Annotated in this window: 18 protein-coding genes and 1 pseudogene; 6 read left to right on the forward strand and 13 right to left on the reverse strand. The window is 63.3% G+C overall.

The genetic code is table 11. The features are described from left to right. On the reverse strand, positions 1–706 hold a 706-nt coding region (locus DH10_RS13200; RefSeq protein WP_192384788.1), incomplete at its 3' end, for a LysR family transcriptional regulator. A 6-nt stretch (positions 707–712) separates the two neighbouring features. Next, positions 713–1,615: a S1C family serine protease gene (locus tag DH10_RS13205; RefSeq protein WP_192247459.1), complete on the reverse strand. Its 903-nt coding sequence runs from the start codon at positions 1,613–1,615 to the stop codon at positions 713–715. 217 nt (positions 1,616–1,832) lie between these two features. Here DH10_RS13205 and yghU point away from each other — a divergent pair, with 217 nt between their 5' ends. Next, positions 1,833–2,702: a glutathione-dependent disulfide-bond oxidoreductase gene (gene yghU / locus DH10_RS13210; RefSeq protein WP_192247456.1), complete on the forward strand. Its 870-nt coding sequence runs from the start codon at positions 1,833–1,835 to the stop codon at positions 2,700–2,702. Between the two features lie 113 nt (positions 2,703–2,815). On the opposite strand, the gene DH10_RS13215 is transcribed toward yghU, so the two are convergent. Both DH10_RS13215 and DH10_RS13220 read right to left on the reverse strand, forming a co-directional pair. Next, on the reverse strand, positions 2,816–3,361 hold the full coding sequence (locus DH10_RS13215) for a YbhB/YbcL family Raf kinase inhibitor-like protein (RefSeq protein ID WP_192247453.1): 546 nt from the start codon (positions 3,359–3,361) through the stop codon (positions 2,816–2,818). A gap of 111 nt (positions 3,362–3,472) precedes the next feature. Further along, positions 3,473–4,261 (reverse strand): hypothetical protein, encoded by a 789-nt coding sequence (locus DH10_RS13220; RefSeq protein WP_192247450.1) that lies wholly within the window; start codon positions 4,259–4,261, stop codon positions 3,473–3,475. 32 nt (positions 4,262–4,293) lie between these two features. On the opposite strand from DH10_RS13220, the gene DH10_RS36900 reads away from it, so the two are divergent. Beyond that, positions 4,294–4,761 (forward strand): hypothetical protein, encoded by a 468-nt coding sequence (locus DH10_RS36900; protein ID WP_246506053.1) that lies wholly within the window; start codon positions 4,294–4,296, stop codon positions 4,759–4,761. Between the two features lie 329 nt (positions 4,762–5,090). Here the strand turns inward: DH10_RS36900 and DH10_RS13230 are convergent, their stop codons facing one another. Next, a complete protein-coding gene (locus tag DH10_RS13230; protein WP_192247480.1) occupies positions 5,091–6,260 on the reverse strand; it encodes an aminotransferase-like domain-containing protein in 1,170 nt (389 codons plus the stop codon). A gap of 286 nt (positions 6,261–6,546) precedes the next feature. On the opposite strand from DH10_RS13230, the gene DH10_RS13235 reads away from it, so the two are divergent. The 3 genes from DH10_RS13235 to DH10_RS13245 all read left to right on the forward strand — a co-directional run bounded on the left by DH10_RS13235 (position 6,547) and on the right by DH10_RS13245 (position 8,224). Then, entirely contained in the window at positions 6,547–7,287 is a 741-nt protein-coding gene (locus DH10_RS13235) for a sulfotransferase family protein (RefSeq protein WP_192247447.1), read from the forward strand. Positions 7,288–7,549: 262 nt separating this feature from the next. Continuing rightward, positions 7,550–7,864, forward strand: a complete 315-nt coding sequence (locus DH10_RS13240; RefSeq protein WP_192247444.1) for a GYD domain-containing protein — start codon at positions 7,550–7,552, stop codon at positions 7,862–7,864. A 63-nt stretch (positions 7,865–7,927) separates the two neighbouring features. Continuing rightward, the gene (locus DH10_RS13245) at positions 7,928–8,224 is read left to right on the forward strand and encodes a putative quinol monooxygenase (protein WP_192247441.1); all 297 of its coding nucleotides are present in this window, start codon (positions 7,928–7,930) and stop codon (positions 8,222–8,224) included. An 85-nt stretch (positions 8,225–8,309) separates the two neighbouring features. Here the strand turns inward: DH10_RS13245 and DH10_RS13250 are convergent, their stop codons facing one another. The 7 genes from DH10_RS13250 to DH10_RS13280 form a co-directional block, all read right to left on the reverse strand. Beyond that, on the reverse strand, positions 8,310–8,465 hold the full coding sequence (locus DH10_RS13250) for a DUF1127 domain-containing protein (protein ID WP_192247439.1): 156 nt from the start codon (positions 8,463–8,465) through the stop codon (positions 8,310–8,312). Between the two features lie 183 nt (positions 8,466–8,648). Next, positions 8,649–9,962 (reverse strand): mechanosensitive ion channel family protein, encoded by a 1,314-nt coding sequence (locus DH10_RS13255; protein WP_192247477.1) that lies wholly within the window; start codon positions 9,960–9,962, stop codon positions 8,649–8,651. Positions 9,963–10,154: 192 nt separating this feature from the next. Then, complete coding sequence (locus DH10_RS13260; RefSeq protein WP_192247436.1) at positions 10,155–10,331, reverse strand: DUF2934 domain-containing protein; 177 nt, start codon at positions 10,329–10,331, stop codon at positions 10,155–10,157. A 294-nt stretch (positions 10,332–10,625) separates the two neighbouring features. Continuing rightward, positions 10,626–11,324 (reverse strand): outer membrane protein, encoded by a 699-nt coding sequence (locus DH10_RS13265; RefSeq protein ID WP_312891246.1) that lies wholly within the window; start codon positions 11,322–11,324, stop codon positions 10,626–10,628. A 124-nt stretch (positions 11,325–11,448) separates the two neighbouring features. Then, a complete protein-coding gene (locus DH10_RS13270; RefSeq protein ID WP_192384789.1) occupies positions 11,449–12,648 on the reverse strand; it encodes an amidohydrolase family protein in 1,200 nt (399 codons plus the stop codon). A 394-nt stretch (positions 12,649–13,042) separates the two neighbouring features. Continuing rightward, positions 13,043–13,498 (reverse strand): GFA family protein, encoded by a 456-nt coding sequence (locus tag DH10_RS13275; protein ID WP_192247430.1) that lies wholly within the window; start codon positions 13,496–13,498, stop codon positions 13,043–13,045. Positions 13,499–13,577: 79 nt separating this feature from the next. Next, positions 13,578–14,129 (reverse strand): isochorismatase family protein, encoded by a 552-nt coding sequence (locus DH10_RS13280; RefSeq protein ID WP_192247427.1) that lies wholly within the window; start codon positions 14,127–14,129, stop codon positions 13,578–13,580. A 129-nt stretch (positions 14,130–14,258) separates the two neighbouring features. On the opposite strand from DH10_RS13280, the gene DH10_RS13285 reads away from it, so the two are divergent. Further along, on the forward strand, positions 14,259–14,588 hold the full coding sequence (locus DH10_RS13285) for a hypothetical protein (protein WP_192247424.1): 330 nt from the start codon (positions 14,259–14,261) through the stop codon (positions 14,586–14,588). 191 nt (positions 14,589–14,779) lie between these two features. Here the strand turns inward: DH10_RS13285 and DH10_RS36905 are convergent. Continuing rightward, positions 14,780–14,895: pseudogene (locus tag DH10_RS36905) on the reverse strand (LysR family transcriptional regulator); the annotation flags it as partial.

Below are 14,895 nucleotides of genomic sequence, written 5' to 3' on the forward strand. Positions count from 1 at the left end.
CGGCCGCCACCAGGCCCGCGATAGCGTCGATGCTGCCGACCTCGGCCGCGAGCTTCGGCCCGCCAAGGCCCGCCTCGGCGAAAGCCATGTCGACCATGGCGCGGTAGACGCATCCGGTTTCGGTGGCGACGAAGCGCTTTTCGGCAAGCTCGGCCAGATCGACATCCATCCGGTTCTCGCCGGGCGGCGCGATCAGCACCAGCGGCTCGGCCGCGACGACGCGCCTGGCAAAGCGCTTGTCCGGCTCGCCGGCGTCCGATCGCTCGAAGCAGAAGGCGACGTCGATCTCGCCCTCCCCCAGCATGCGGAGCAGCCCGCCGCTGCCACCGATCTTCAGCTTTATGTCGATGCCGGAATGGACGGCGCGAAAATCGGCAAGCCACCCGGCAAGCTTGACGGAAGCAATCGTCTCCAGCGCGCCGATCGACAACGTGCCGGCCGTCTCGGCCTTGGTGACATCGATGGCGGCCCGCGCATCGTCGGCGAGTGCCAGCAATTGTTCGGCATAGGGTTTCAGCGCCTCGCCGGCCGGCGTCAGTTCAAGCCCCTGCCGCGAGCGCGTGAACAGGCCGGCGCCAAGCTCGGCCTCCAGCGCCTGAATCTGGTCGCTGACGCTCGACTGCGCGAGATTGACCTCCGCCGCCGCGCGCGTGACGTTGCGCGTGCGCGCGACCGCAAGAAAGGTCTTCAGCAGCCTTGGATGCATGCGGCGTTACTGCAGCTGCGGCTTCTTGAGGAAGGAGTTGCGGTCGGCGGATTTTACCCTGAGCCAGGTCTCGCGGCCGTCGCGCACCACGCGCAACGGGATTTCCGCCCCGGCCGGGTTCTCCCAGAGCTTGCGGTAGAAGTCGGCGAGACCGTCGACCTCGCCGTCGCGCACGTCGGAGATGATGTCGCCCTGGCGCAGGCCAGCCTTCGCCGCCGGACCGCCTTCGGCGACGCTCATCACCACAACCATGCCGTTCGACTCTGCCGAGAAGGCGCCGAGCCATGGGCGCGGAGGCTTGGCCACCTGCCCGCGCTTCACAAGGTCGTCGAGGATCGGCGTCAGAAGGTCGATCGGCACGATCATGTTGATGTCGGCGATCTCGCCGGCGCGGCTCATTTGCAGGCGCAGCGACCCGACGCCGAGCAGCTTGCCGTCGCGGTCGAACAGCGCAGCACCACCCCAGGACGGGTGCGCCGGCGCGGTGAAGATCGCCTCGTCGATCAGATATTCCCAATAGCCGGCGAATTCCTGCTTGGTGACGATATGCGCGTCGACCTGCTGGCCTATGCCGTCGGCAAGCGTCACGGCGTCGCCGATATTGGCCTTCCTGGCGTTGCCGAACTTTACCGCTGGCAGGTTGAGCGGCGACAGCGCCTGCACCAGGCCGAAGCCGGTCTCCTGGTCGTAGGCCAGCGCATGCGCGGCGACCACGCGGCCGTTCTGATCGGTGAGCCATACCTCCTCGGCCTCGGTGATGAGATAGCCGATGGTGAGCACCAGCCCGTTGTCGCGGATCACCACGCCGCTGCCCTCGCGGCGCGTGCCCAGCGCATTGGCGGTGAAGGCGTCGTCCGGAACCGTTGCGCGAACGGCCACGACGGAGCGCGAGACTTTCTCGATGGTCATCGGTCGATCCTGAATTGCGAGTCTTTTTCTATAAGTATGGCCAAAGGGACGCGGTGCAAGGGCGCGCCTTGCCCTCCCCTCGTTGGAGAAGGGAAAGAGGCTGGCCCATTCATTAGTTCAACGAAATTTGAACTTTTTTCTTTGACGCGCGCACAACCGCACCTAAATCTTGCCCCAACGAACTCGCATCCGCCCCGCAAGAACAAGGCCTTTCAAGATGAACCATTACACCCCGCCGAAAGTCTGGACCTGGAACAAGCCCAATGGCGGCGCCTTCGCCTCGATCAACCGGCCGGTCGCTGGCCCGACGCATGAGAAGGAGCTGCCTGTCGGCAAGCATCCGCTGCAGCTCTATTCGCTGGCCACGCCCAACGGACAGAAGGTCACGATCATGCTGGAGGAGCTTCTGGCGCGCGGCCACAAGGGCGCCGAATACGACGCGTGGCTGATCCGCATCAATGACGGCGACCAGTTCGGCTCAGGCTTCGTCGAGGTCAACCCGAACTCCAAGATACCGGCGCTGATGGACCGCAGCGAGCCGAAGCCGGTGCGGGTGTTCGAATCCGGCTCGATCCTGACTTATCTGGCGGAAAAGTTCGGCGAATTCCTGCCGACAGAGCGTGCCGCTCGCGCGGAAACCTTCTCGTGGCTGTTCTGGCAGATGGGCTCGGCGCCCTATCTCGGCGGCGGCTTTGGCCATTTCTACGCCTATGCGCCGGAAAAGATCGAATACGCCATAGACCGCTTCGCCATGGAGACCAAAAGGCAGATGGACGTGCTCGACCGGCGGCTGGCGGAAAGCGAATACCTTGCCGGCCCGGACTACACCATCGCCGACATGGCGGTCTGGCCCTGGTATGGCGGGCTCGCCAAGGGCCGCAACTACAACGATGCCGCGCAGTTCCTCTCGGTGCACGAGTACAAGCACGTGCAGCGCTGGGCCGACGCGATCGATGCAAGGCCGGCTGTCAAGCGCGGCCGCATGGTCAACCGCATTTCCGGCGACCCGGCCTACCAACTCCGCGAACGCCACGACGCCAGCGACTTCGAGACGAAGACGCAGGATAAGCTGCAAGCGGCGGAGTGATGAGCTTTACCCTCCCCCTTGTGGGGAGGGTCGCTGCGAAGCAGCGGGGCGGGGGTACGGCGCCGACCCCACCCGGACCTTCGGTCCGACCTCCCCACAAGGGGGAGGCGCCGCTACCTCCCGTAGGTATACGTCACTGTCGCCTCGCCGAGCGCTGAGCTTTTGGCGGCCACCGACACCATCTCCGGCGACGGATTTTCCGGCGTGCGCAGCTTCGGCTCGCCGAGCGCATAGAGCGTGAAGACATAGTGGTGCGCGCCGCTGCCGGGCGGCGGGCATGGGCCGAAATAGCCGGCGCGGCCGACGCCGCCCTCGCCGGATACCGTGCCCTTGGGCAAGCGCTTGCCGCCCTTGGAGCCGGCGCCTTCGGCCAGGCCCTTGGCGCTTGCCGGGATGTTCCAGGCCAGCCAATGCCAAAACCCTTTGCCGCCATTGGCGTCGGGATCGAACATGGTGAGCGCGTAGCTCTTGGTGCCGGCCGGCGGGTCCTTCCAGGCAAGCGCGATCGAGACGCTCTTGCCGCCGCATCCGGCCTTGTCGCCGAGATATTTTGCAGCCCATTTGCCGTTGGAGACCGACGGGCTGGAGATTTCGAAGGCGGATGCCTGGGTGGCGAAGGCGGCGAAGGCAAGCGCGATGAGGCTGAGACGTGGGATCATGGCCGTCCTCCTGGCTAAGATCGCAGAGTTTAGCCGAAAGGCCCCGCCGCACCCAGCAACTTTGCGTGACGGCGGCCGCCAATCTCTCCCTCGAGGGCCTCGAGGGGAGATTCACTCCGCCGCGTTGCATTCCTCCAGCGGCGGAGCCACCAGATCCGCGACGGCAGCCATCCAGAGCCGGTCGACGTGGGCAAGCTTGGCCCCGTCGATCTCGTCGAGGTGGTTCCAGTACATCCCGTCCTCGTAGAAATAGCCGAACTCGCGCTCCAGCGCCTCGGCCGCCTCCACCGCCTCGATATCGATGCCGGCGCGCAATTCGGCCCGCATGGCGGCGAAGCGCGACGGCGACGGGTCCCGAACCTCCTCGAAGGTAAGTTTCGGAAAAACCAGCCGGCTGCGCGAGAGGTCCGACAGGTTGACGCAGAGCGTGCCGCGCCGCAGCGCATGGATGAGCAGGCGCGCGGACTTGGCCTCCAGGCTCTGCAGTGTGACGTCGTCGCGCAGCGGGTCGGGCCGGCCAGTGCCGTAGAAATGGCTATTGCCGGGGTGATCATAGATCATGTCACAGCCGAGGAAGGCGAGCATGTCCGGGCGCCGGCTGTGGACGATCCAGTAGGCCGCCGTCATCGACATGGTGCCGCCGGCATAGACGAAGCCGCCGAAAGCGTTTTGCGCCGGCACGTAGTCGGGGGCGCTGAAAATCTGCCGCGACGGGCCAGGCTGCGGCATGCGATCGGCCGGGAAATCGCCAGCATGCACCAGCGCGTCCCAATCGGGGCGCACGCGCCAGGCGTTGTTGATGGCAACGATGCCGGCGAAGGCATGCTTCGGCCAGGCGGCGCAGCGCATGACATCGGGGGCGCTGCCGATGAGCAGCGTCACGCGCGGCGATGCATCCATACCATCCTCTCCCACGAACCCGGGCGACACATTTGACCTTGTCGGCCCTCCCCTACAAGGGCCAAGCGCCATGCGATCCGCCCGCCAAGCCTCAAAAAGGCACAGCGATGCGGCCTTCACAAATTCTTTCAAGCCGGGAACATCCCTTGGAATGCTCCGTTGGCAAATTAATCAACGATGCAAACCGATGGAGATTTCCTCATGATGAAGAAAATCCTCGCAGTTTGCATGCTACCCTTGCGCTCGCGACTTCGGCCGCGATGGCACAATCGGCTGGCACAAGCGGTGGCGCGAATGCGTCGGGCAGCGTGTCGGGTGGTATGAATGCTGGCGAAACGGTGACAGGTACAACGCCGAGTCAGACGGATACCACCACGACGAGTTCCACGAACAAGACGAACGGCATGGAAGATCGCTGCAAGGACAGCGGCGGCTACGACACCGACAACAATACCCCCAGCGGCGCCATGACCTCCGATATGCAGAACTGCAACAAGTAGCGCCGCTTGGCCCGCTTTACCGCGTCGGCCCGCCGGCGCGGGAAAGGCCCATGAAAAAGCCCCGCCGGTGGAGGCCGTCGGGGCTCTTTCGTTCGGGCCGTGAAGGTGGGACCTCGCGGCCGGTCGATCCAGGGGTGTTGGATCGGCCGGGACCCTAGCCGAAGAATCGGACGCGCCGATAATCACGCCTGCGCACTACCGATCACGCCTGCGCGAGCGGGAGGTGATAGCCGGCGAAGGAAGAGCTGATCTCCCCCAAGGGGGGAGATTGGGCTTCGCACCGGCCTTCGCCAATCTCCTACGCTGCCGAAGGTGGCAGCGCCGGCGCCTTACCCCCGCAGCAGCTTCGCCAGCCTCGGCACGCCCTCGTTCACCGCGCGGTCATCGGCAAGCGTGAAGGACATGCGCAGCGTGTTGCGGCCGGTGCCGTCGGCGTAAAAGGCGTTGCCCGGCACGAAGGCGACGCGCGCCTCCTGCACCGAACGCGCCAGGAGATCGGTGGCGTCACTACCTTCCGGCAGCGTCAGCCAGACGAACATGCCGCCGTCCGGCCGGCTCCACGAGATGCCCTTCGGCATGCTGGCTTCCAGCGCGCCGATCAGCGCGTCGCGGCGCCGGCGATAGGCGCCGATCAGCTTCTCCACCTGGCCATCGAAGATGGTTTCGGCGACGCGGTGCATGACCATCTGGTTGATCGAGGGGCTATGCAGGTCGGACGCCTGCTTCATCAGCACCAGCTTCTCCACCACATGGCGCGGCGCGCAGACCCAGCCGACGCGCATGCCGGGCGAGAGGATCTTGGAAAAGGAGCCGCAATAGAGCGTGCGGGCGTTGTCGATGCCGCCGGAGCGCGCGCAGTCGAGCGAAAGAATCGGCGGCACGGCCTCGCCGTCGTAGCGCAGCGCCCGGTAGGCGGCGTCCTCGACGACGGCGATGTCGAGCTCGCCGGCGAGATCGAGCACCGCCTCGCGCTGCCTGGCATCGAGCGTGTTGCCGGTCGGGTTGGCGAAATCCGGCACCAGATAGGCGAACTTCACCTTGCCGCCATTAGCAGCGGCTGCCGCGCGATAGGCCTCCGGCGTCATGTTGCCTCCGGCCGTGTTGAGCCGGTCGTAGCGCGGCTCATAGGCGTTGAAAGCCTGCAGCGCGCCGAGATAAGTCGGCCAGGTGACCAGCGCGGTGTCGCCGGGAGACAAAAAGAGCTTGCCGAGATAGTCGAGCGCCTGCTGCGAGCCGGAGGTGATGAAGATGTTGCCCTCGTCGCAGGCCACGCCGAGCTTGCCCATATAGCCGGCCAGCCATTTGCGCAGCGGCAGGAACCCTTCGCTGACCTGGTATTGCAGCGCAGTGCCTGCCTCCGCGCCGCCAAGCACGGCCTGGTAGGCGTCGCCGATGGCCTCGGCCGGAAACAGCGAAGGGTCCGGAATGCCGCCGGCAAAGGAGATGATGTCGGGCTGGTCGAGCAGCTTCAACAGCTCGCGGATTTCCGAGGCCTTCATGCGCGAGGAGCGCGAGGCCAGAAGGTTCAACAGGGTCAAGGCGCACCTCCCGCAGTGCTTTGTACTTATGGCTTCGTATTTAGGTCAGCTTAGTTGACCTATTATCAGGCCACGCCGCTTGCGTGAATACACAAAACGGTCATGGCGCATCGTTCAGGCGACATTTGGCCCACATATTTTCGGCAATGCTAATGGAAAAATGTTGCCCAGGAAGTGACATTGGCGCAGCATGCAAGCCTAGGCCGGCCTACCAAGAAGAAAATCAATCCGACCGAAGGGGGACGGCATGACACTCGAGCTTATCGGGGCCGGATTCGGCCGCACCGGCACGTGGTCCACTTTCGCCGCGCTGAACAAACTCGGCTTTCCGAGCTACCACATGCAGGAAGTCATCATAAACAAGGCCAACAAGGGCCATCTCGACTTCTGGCGCAAGGTGGCGAACAGCCCGGCGGGCACGCAGCACGACTGGAGCCGGGTCTTTGCCAACTACCGCGCGACCGTCGACAATCCAGGCTGCTGCGTGTGGCGCGAGCTGATGGCGGCCTACCCCGACGCCAAGGTGCTTCTGACATTGCATCCGAGCGGCGCCGAGGCCTGGTACGAAAGCACCATCGACACGATCTACTTCACCGAAAATGTCTGGCAGTTCAGGGTGCTGGAATGGCTCACGCCGTTCGGCCGCAAGTTCGGCGACATGTCGCGCAAGCTGGTCTGGGGCCGCACGCTGAAAGGCGTGATGAACGACCGCGACAAAGCGGTGGCGCGCTACAACGCCTATATCGACGAAGTGAAAGCGGCGGTGTCACCGGAGAGGCTCCTGGTCTTCAAGGTCACCGACGGCTGGGCGCCGCTCTGCGATTTCCTCGGCGTTCCGCTTCCGAACGAGCCCTTCCCCAACCTCAACGACCGCGCCAGCATCAAGAAGATCATCAATGGCATGATCATAGGTTCCTACGCGATACTCGCCGGCGTGGCGGCGCTGATCGCGCTGGTGATCGGCGGGTTGTGGTGGTGGCTGGGGTAGCGCGAGGGAATGCGGGCTTGGCCATTGCCATCCCGCAACGGCCCGTAAGAACGGCCAAGCGAACCGGGCGCACAGCAGGATTGTCGTCATATTAGAATAGGCGCATATTATCGCGAGCCGAAGCCATGCTCCGGCTGGACCGCCGTTGGCCATGCTTGCCCAGGCGGTCCACGACCAGGTCAAATGTCAGTGAAACAACAAGCACCTCGGTTCTGCTCAAGCCATTGAGCAGCCGAGGCAATGATATTTGGAGGAGGTTCCCATGAAGGTTACCATATTGGCGAATTACGAACCCCATGCCGCCAAAGGGCTGATGCAGGGATCGAACCGGGAAGTTGCAATCAAGGCGCTTTTTGAAAGCGTCGGCGGCAAGATGAGCAGCCTGATGTTCACGCGTGGCCTCTATGATGTCGTCGTCAATGGTGAGGTGCCGGATCAGGTTGCAGGGATGGGCATGGCGCTTGCGGTGCGGGCAAGTGGTTCGGTGAGCGACATGGTCGTCCTCGAAGAGCTCGACATGAAGGCGGTGCTCGCGGCCGCCAACAAGGCCGCCGGCGTCTACAAGCCCGCCGGCTGATCAACCCGACGCGGCGCCGCAGAGCCGCAAGGAGAATGCTGCTCAAATCGATCGGAGGAAGCTATGACCGCCTACAACGTAGTCCGCTTTCGCACCAAGCCAGGCAAGGAGAAGGCCTTCGTCGATGCGCATGAGAAGGTGTCGCTGAAGGCCAAGGGCTTTCGCAAGGGCGCCCTGATCAAGACCGGCGAGCGTACATTCTGCATGGTCGGCGAGTGGAACGACATGGACAGCCTCGCCGCGGCGCGCCCGACGATGATCGGCATTCTCGACACGTTCCGCGATATGCTTGAAGACCTCGGCGGCGATCTCGGCGTGACGGACCCGGTGTCCGGGACGGTCGTTGCGGAAATAAGCTGAGAAAGCCGCCGATGGGCAATGGCCGAGCCGCCAGACGCGCTCGGCCGGCGCCCTTCGGCCGGAAGCTCGCGCCTGCCTCGGCCCTTTAAAACGGCAAACGGATCTCTTCGATCTGATCTGCCTCCCGCCAGCCGATGTCCTTGCGGATCTCCGGCGGCAGGCTGTTCAGCTCGCGCGCCGTCCTGCGGCGCTTGCTCGCCTGCGCAAAGGCGGCTCGGATGCGGCTAAGGCTCTTAAACATTGGGACCTCCACAAAGCAGCGGCAGAAAGATCGGTGCTGCCCGCTCACCAGGGCGCCGCTTTTGCGATGCGTCTGTAACCAGCCGATTGCGCGGAAACGGTGAAATGCTTCACGAAGCCGGAATAGCCTGAAACATATGCATGCAAACTAACTAAATGGAGTTGTGGCGATCCCGCCGCCGTTTCAACGTGCCGCCCAATTGCTTTTCAGGCCGGTCGGCCCAGCCTCCCTCACGATGACCTCGCGGTGCGGATAGGGGATGCCTATGCCGTTCTGCTTGAACGTGTCCCACAGCGCCAGCAGCACCTTGCCGCGCACATTGGTCAGCCCCTGCTGGGGGTCATGTATCCAGAAGCGCAAGACGAAGTTGAGCGAGGAGTCGCCGAACCCCGTCAGCCAGCAGACCGGCCGGCGGTCGGCTTCGACCCGGCCGACGCTGATCGCGGCCTCTATCGCCAGTTCGCTGACCTTATGGGGGTCGGCGTCGTAGGACACTCCAAAGTCCACGTCGAGCCGCACGAGATTGTCGCTGAACGACCAGTTGATGACCCTTTGGGTTATGAAGTCCTCGTTCGGGATGAGATACTCGCGGCCGTCGCGCGTCACCACCGAGACGAAACGCGCCCGCAATTCACGTATCCAGCCGAATGTGCCTTCGAGCGAGATGGTGTCGCCCGGCTTGATCGACTTGTCGAGCAGGATGATGATGCCGGAGACGAAGTTCGAAACGACCTTTTGCAGCCCGAAGGCGAGACCGACGCCAATCGCTCCGGAGAAAACCGTTAGCGCCGTGAGGTCGATGCCGATGGCGGAAAGGGCGACAACGCCGGCAACCACGACCAGGCCGATCTTTGCCACCTTGCCGACGAGGACGCGAATCGAGGGCGTCAGTTCCTCGGAGATGCGGACGCGCTCATCGACATAGTTGCCGATGACCACGGCAAACCAGACCGCGGCGACCAGCAGCAGTAGCGCCTTGAACAGCAGGAGGGCCGACAAACGGATCGCGCCTAACGAGATCGCGAGGCTGTCGAGGAAGGTTCCAGTCTCCTCACTGATGCCCAAGATGACAAGCGCCGCATAGATCCAGATCAGCCAGCCGAGAAGCCGGGCGACGAGGCGGTTGTGGATGATGCGTGACAGCACCGACGCCACCAGCCATGCAAGCGACAGCGAAAGCGCGATATGGAGGAGATGGGTACGGCTTGGCCAGGTGAAGGCACGCAAGACGCTGAGTGCTGCAAACAGGAAGAGCGCGAAGAGGATCCAATCGGTGCGCCGCAACAGGGCTATCACGACCCTCAGCAGTCCGGGATGGCCCTTGATCTGGCGCGCTTGGTCCTCCGCGAGCGGCTCGATACGCCGCGCCGCGAGCTTGGCCGCGAGGAACAGTGTGACGATGATGGCGGCCTGATAGAGAAACCACGGATTCGCGGCATAGTCGAACCATCCGCTGGCCCAGGCCAGTGTTCGACCGATGGTGTCGCGAACATCCATTGCCACACGACCATCATGGACGGGCTAGCAAACCGCGACCCGCCGTTGCGGGGCCCACTTCAGGGCCGCGTATTCATGGCACTCCGGGCTAGAGCGAATCAGCTTTTCAGAGAATCGCTGATCCGCTCCCAAGCATTTGTTTTTTACGCAATTCCGAACGGAAAACCGCTACGCACTTTTCCTGGAATTGCTCTATGCGCCGCCCTGGCCGGCGCGTTTGCCCGACCTATCCTGCCTTTGATCTTCTTCGTCGATCTCGCCCATCGCCTGTTCCCAAAAGCGCAAGTCGGCGCCCTCGGGCTTTCCTTCCTTTTCCCAAAGCTCATAGGCTCGCTGTCGGATGCGGTCTTCCCTGCTCTGGTCAGCCATGGATTCCTCCCGATCTCTGTTTCATCGGAAGGAACGTCGGCGCCAGCGAAACGATCCATGCGAAGGCCTGGCGGCAGCCAATTTTCTCGGCGCCGCCCGGCCCTCACCCGATCATTGCGCCATCCTTGGCAATCGCGTGCCGGCTCGATAGATCATGTGCGGTTTCAAATATTCTTTCTTCATGATTTGGCCCCCTGGCTAGCCCAGTTGCGGCGCGCAGGCTGGGCCTGTCAGACAAACCAGCAGAACTCGCGTCGCGGTCGCCCGCCTGTCACGACTTGCCTGTGGTCACCCTCAGAACTTGTAGTTGATCTTGCCGACGACGACGTTTTCCGTGTTTCGGTTGTCGACGAAGAAGCCCGGCAGCTGGTCGCTTTCACCGGCTTTGGTGCCGAAGTCGTAGTAATTCCATTCGACGCCGGCGGTCCAATGGTCGGTGAAAGCGTATTCGGCGCCGAGACCAGCAGTCCAGCCGACGCGTGAGCCACCACCAAACGACTGAGGAAAAAGGTCGACCTCGGCGATCTTATACTTGGTGAATGCGACGCCGGCGTCACCATAGATCAGGAAGCGGTCGAACGCGTATCCGAGACGTCCGCGCACCGACGCCAGATAGTCCTGCTTGGTCTCGCAAGTCGTACCAGGGGTGGTCGAACATTGGTTGTCGCCCTTTACGGTCGAGCCCGCAAGGTCGCCTTCAATGCCGATGACATACTGGTCGATCTGGTAGTTGTAGCCGATCTGTCCGCCGAAAATACCGCCGGAGCCGTTGGTGTTAAAGGGAACGAAGTCGCCCGACCAGCGGCTATTGTTCCATCCGCCGCCTGCCTGGCCGCCGATGTAGAAGCCGGTCCACGAAAAAGGCATGGCCGCAATGGGCTGGACGATATCCGCAGCCAGAACCGGAGAGGATGCCGCGAGAAATGCAACGGAACAAAGTAATGCCAGCTTCATGGAAGATCCCCGCATAGATCGATGCAAAATCAATACCACAACGCGGACTTCGCGGCATAACCAAAAGCCTCAACGCGAGACCTTTTTGAGCGAGTTCAGTTGCAGCAAAGCAACAAATAAGCACTTGCTGTTGCACGAAAACCCGATGTCTGTGGCGATGGCGTCAGCCCGCCATCCTGCCGTCCCTCCCGACCAGCCTGCCTCGGCGATACACGGCGCGCTGCTTAGGCACTGCCACCACCGCTTCCGGAGCGTGCTCGGCCTTCAATGCGACGAAATCGGCCTTGGCGCCGACGGCGATGCCGTAGCCCTCCAGGCCCAGCGCCTTCGCGCCGGCGCGGCTCACTACGTCATAGGCCGCTTCCAGTTCCCAGTCCTCGTAGAAGCCGGAGCGGTAGCCGATCATGTTGGCGCGGTTCAACATGTCGCCATCGCCATACGGCCACCAGGAATCGCGGATGTTGTCGGAGCCGCCGAAGACGGTGACGCCCGCCTTGCGCAATGCCGCCACCGGCGGGAAGGGATCGTTGCCCGGCGCGTTGGTCATGACGGCAACGCCGGAGGCGGCCAGCATCTCGCCGGCCCTGGCCAATGCGTCGGCGGAAATATGGCCCAGCGCATAGGCGTGGCTGATGGCGACTTTTCCTTGCATGCCCAGCGCCGCGGTCCGCGCGGCGATCTCCTCGATCTCGAACAGGCCGAGCATGCCGCCGTCATGCAGATGGATGTCGACGCCGACGCCGCGCTTTTCGGCGAGGCCGAAGACGACGTCGAGATGGCCCTTCACGTCGCGGTCGAAGCTCGCCGGGTCGAGCCCGCCGATCAGGCCGCAGCCGAGTTTTAAAGCCTCGTCCAGGAGCTCCGCCGTGCCGGGTGAGGACAGAATGCCGCTCTGCGGGAAGGCGACGAGCTGGATGTCGATCGCCTCGCGGTATTTTTCGCGCACGGCAAGGATCGTCTCGACATGCTTCAGCCCGACCGCGGCGTCGACCATGACATGGCTGCGCATAGCCAGACTGCCATTGCCAACGCAAAGCTCGAGCTGGTTTTTCGCGCGCTCTTCCATCGGCGCGGCCTGCTCAAGGTTTTGCATCTGGAAGGCGACCCGCTCGCGCACGTCGAAGCCGTTGGTGCAAGGCATATGCGGGCGCCAGGCATCGCCATAGAAGGAGGTGTCGAGATGGATGTGGCCCTCGACGAAGGCCGGCAGCACCAGTTGGCCGGCGAGGTCGATGGCGCCGGTCGGCGGGCTGTCAGAATTGTTGGCCGCAGGGGTAATGGCGCTGAAGCGGCCGTCGGAGACGGTCAGGTCGGCCAGCGAGCCGTCGGTGAGTTTTGCGTTGAGGAAATGGGGCTGGTGCAAGATGCATCCATTGGAAGTGAGAGCGTTATTCGTTGCCGTTCGGGAGGCCGAGGTCAATGCGACGGAAAATAGAAAGTCTTTCGCCGAAGCCGCCGATCTTTCCCGCAAGGGGGAGATTTGCGCGCTTGGTCACCTTCGCAACTGCCGCCGTTAACCATGATCTCACGCGGCGGTGGGGAAGTCCTTGCCCCCTGCCTATTCCGCTATCGCGGAAGTTTCCGCGCGCCAAAAATATGCGATAGTGCATTCTGCGGTACGAGGCCGCCGTGGTCGACGCGGACGCCCAAGCACATCCCCAACAATGTCGCCCCCAACGGCCGCGTCGACCATGAACTTAACGGCGATCTGACCCGGGTCGCCGTTTTGTTTGGGCCGATCAGGTTGTCTTGGCGTGTCAGGCTTGGGACCTGGCGTATTCCGCGACCAGCCCGTCATATTCCTCGAAGGCCGGCAGGGCCGCATAGCTGTGCGCGGCGGGCGTGGTCGCCCAGGGCAATTTCTCGCTGGTCCAGGTCTCGACGAAGGGCGTGAACCAGGCGGGGTCATCCAGCATGGTCGGGCGCAAATTGACGAACCAGTCAAGCCCTTCCGGCCGGGTGAACATCCAGGTCATGCAGTAGCCGCAGAAATAGTGTTTCGAGGCGCCGTGCAGGCCGCCGATCACCGGCTCGCCCTTGGTGATCTCGAAGCCGTCCGCGGGAATGGCGGCGCTCAACGAATAGGCGCTGGACGACATCCGTTGGCAGCCGGTGCAGTGGCAGGCCATGGTGAGCAAAGGCTTTGCCGAGATCCTCAGGCGCACGCGGCCGCAGCGGCAGCCTCCTTCGGCAGGCAGGGAAAGATTGGGCAAGACGGGTCTCCTTTGCGGGATGATAAGTTCGTTTCACGAACTGCGAATGCCGGCGCGAAGGATCGCGGCCTTTCAGCCCTCAGGCCCCAACCAGCGCCGCCGTCGTCGTCATCCGCGCGCCCTGCTCCGCAAAGGCCTGGTTGTGCCGCTCGATGATGTCGGACGCCTTCTCCTCCTGGGAATCCAGCGTCGAATGGGCGTCCGAAACCACGGTGACGCCAAGCCCTTCGGCAAAGGCGCCTTTCACCGTGGCGGCAACGCAGAAATCCGTCTGAGCGCCGATGAGCACGACGTCCTCCGCGCCCTGCCCCGCCACCCATTCGGCAAGGGCCGCGTTGGAGAACGCATTGCCGACCGTCTTGCCGAAGGTCGGCTCGTCTGCGGCCTGGCCGAGCAGCGGCCACACCGGCCAGCCGGACGCGCCCGGCGCCAGCGGATCGCCCGCCGGCCCGTCATGACGGATGAAGGCCACCTTGCGGCCGGATTTCCGCGCCCAGTCGATCAGCGCGCGGGCGCGCACGGCGATTGCATCGGCATCATGGATCGGCGGATCGAAACGGCCGTCGAACATGCCGGTCTGCAGGTCGATGACGATGAGCGGAGCGGCGGCAGAGGGTGCGGTGTCTGGCATGGCGCGAAGATAGCGTGGGTGGGGGATGGGTCAAGGCTGTGACGAGCCGGCCTTGAGTCAGGACTGACAATCCCCAGCTGAACTTGTAAAACGTCACAACCACGATGGTCGAGGGCCTGGGGGATGACAATGAATGAACAATACACCGTATTCCTGATCGGAGGAGGCACCGGGGGTAAGGAGCAAGCGGTGTTCATGCTGCATGACGTGGGAACCAGGTGCAGACTCACCTGCAGTTATCGGAACAAGGTCATCGAGGCGGAAGAAGACGACTATTTCGAAGCCCTGTGCCAAATCCGCAAGCAGCTCGAAGTGGAAGGAATTCTGCCCTTTTGTTACGGCGCGAGTTGCAATGTTTTCCCTGAAGGCACCGTGACAGACATGAGTCGTGGATTGGTGGTCTGCAAGGTGAAAGCGGGAGAGCGTCCCAAGGAGAGCGAATTAGTCAACATATTTTGACGAAGGTTATGACGTGGTGCCCGTATTCGTCAAAATGCAGCGGCAGTTTTGGGATTCATGGCTCGCCTCCCTGCCCTCTCCTGAGTTGAGCAAAGGGAAGGTCGGCGCTGCGCACCCTCTCTTGCGATTTCTAACACTTAGCTTCGCTAAAGTGTTGAAATCGCTTTCTCCCCCGGGGAGATAGCGCCGCCTCACGACATCAGGGGCATCGGGCCTTTCAGCGCCTCGGCCAGTGCGTCTCGGAAGGCCGCGATCGGCCGCGCCAGCCTGCCGGCCGGCGGGCGGTGGAGCAGCCAGCAGCGCACCT

Source organism: Mesorhizobium silamurunense (assembly GCF_014843825.1).
Lineage (GTDB): Bacteria > Pseudomonadota > Alphaproteobacteria > Rhizobiales > Rhizobiaceae > Mesorhizobium > Mesorhizobium silamurunense.

Bases quoted from the DNA above. Each gene is read 5' to 3' on its own strand.
- DH10_RS13205 (WP_192247459.1), bottom strand. From the start codon at position 1,615: ATGACCATCGAGAAAGTCTCGCGCTCCGTCGTGGCCGTTCGCGCAACG.
- yghU (WP_192247456.1), top strand. From the start codon at position 1,833: ATGAACCATTACACCCCGCCGAAAGTCTGGACCTGGAACAAGCCCAAT.
- DH10_RS13215 (WP_192247453.1), bottom strand. From the start codon at position 3,361: ATGATCCCACGTCTCAGCCTCATCGCGCTTGCCTTCGCCGCCTTCGCC.
- DH10_RS13220 (WP_192247450.1), bottom strand. From the start codon at position 4,261: ATGGATGCATCGCCGCGCGTGACGCTGCTCATCGGCAGCGCCCCCGAT.
- DH10_RS13230 (WP_192247480.1), bottom strand. From the start codon at position 6,260: ATGAAGGCCTCGGAAATCCGCGAGCTGTTGAAGCTGCTCGACCAGCCC.
- DH10_RS13235 (WP_192247447.1), top strand. From the start codon at position 6,547: ATGACACTCGAGCTTATCGGGGCCGGATTCGGCCGCACCGGCACGTGG.
- DH10_RS13240 (WP_192247444.1), top strand. From the start codon at position 7,550: ATGAAGGTTACCATATTGGCGAATTACGAACCCCATGCCGCCAAAGGG.
- DH10_RS13245 (WP_192247441.1), top strand. From the start codon at position 7,928: ATGACCGCCTACAACGTAGTCCGCTTTCGCACCAAGCCAGGCAAGGAG.
- DH10_RS13250 (WP_192247439.1), bottom strand. From the start codon at position 8,465: ATGTTTAAGAGCCTTAGCCGCATCCGAGCCGCCTTTGCGCAGGCGAGC.
- DH10_RS13255 (WP_192247477.1), bottom strand. From the start codon at position 9,962: ATGGATGTTCGCGACACCATCGGTCGAACACTGGCCTGGGCCAGCGGA.
- DH10_RS13260 (WP_192247436.1), bottom strand. From the start codon at position 10,331: ATGGCTGACCAGAGCAGGGAAGACCGCATCCGACAGCGAGCCTATGAG.
- DH10_RS13280 (WP_192247427.1), bottom strand. From the start codon at position 14,129: ATGCCAGACACCGCACCCTCTGCCGCCGCTCCGCTCATCGTCATCGAC.
- DH10_RS13285 (WP_192247424.1), top strand. From the start codon at position 14,259: ATGAATGAACAATACACCGTATTCCTGATCGGAGGAGGCACCGGGGGT.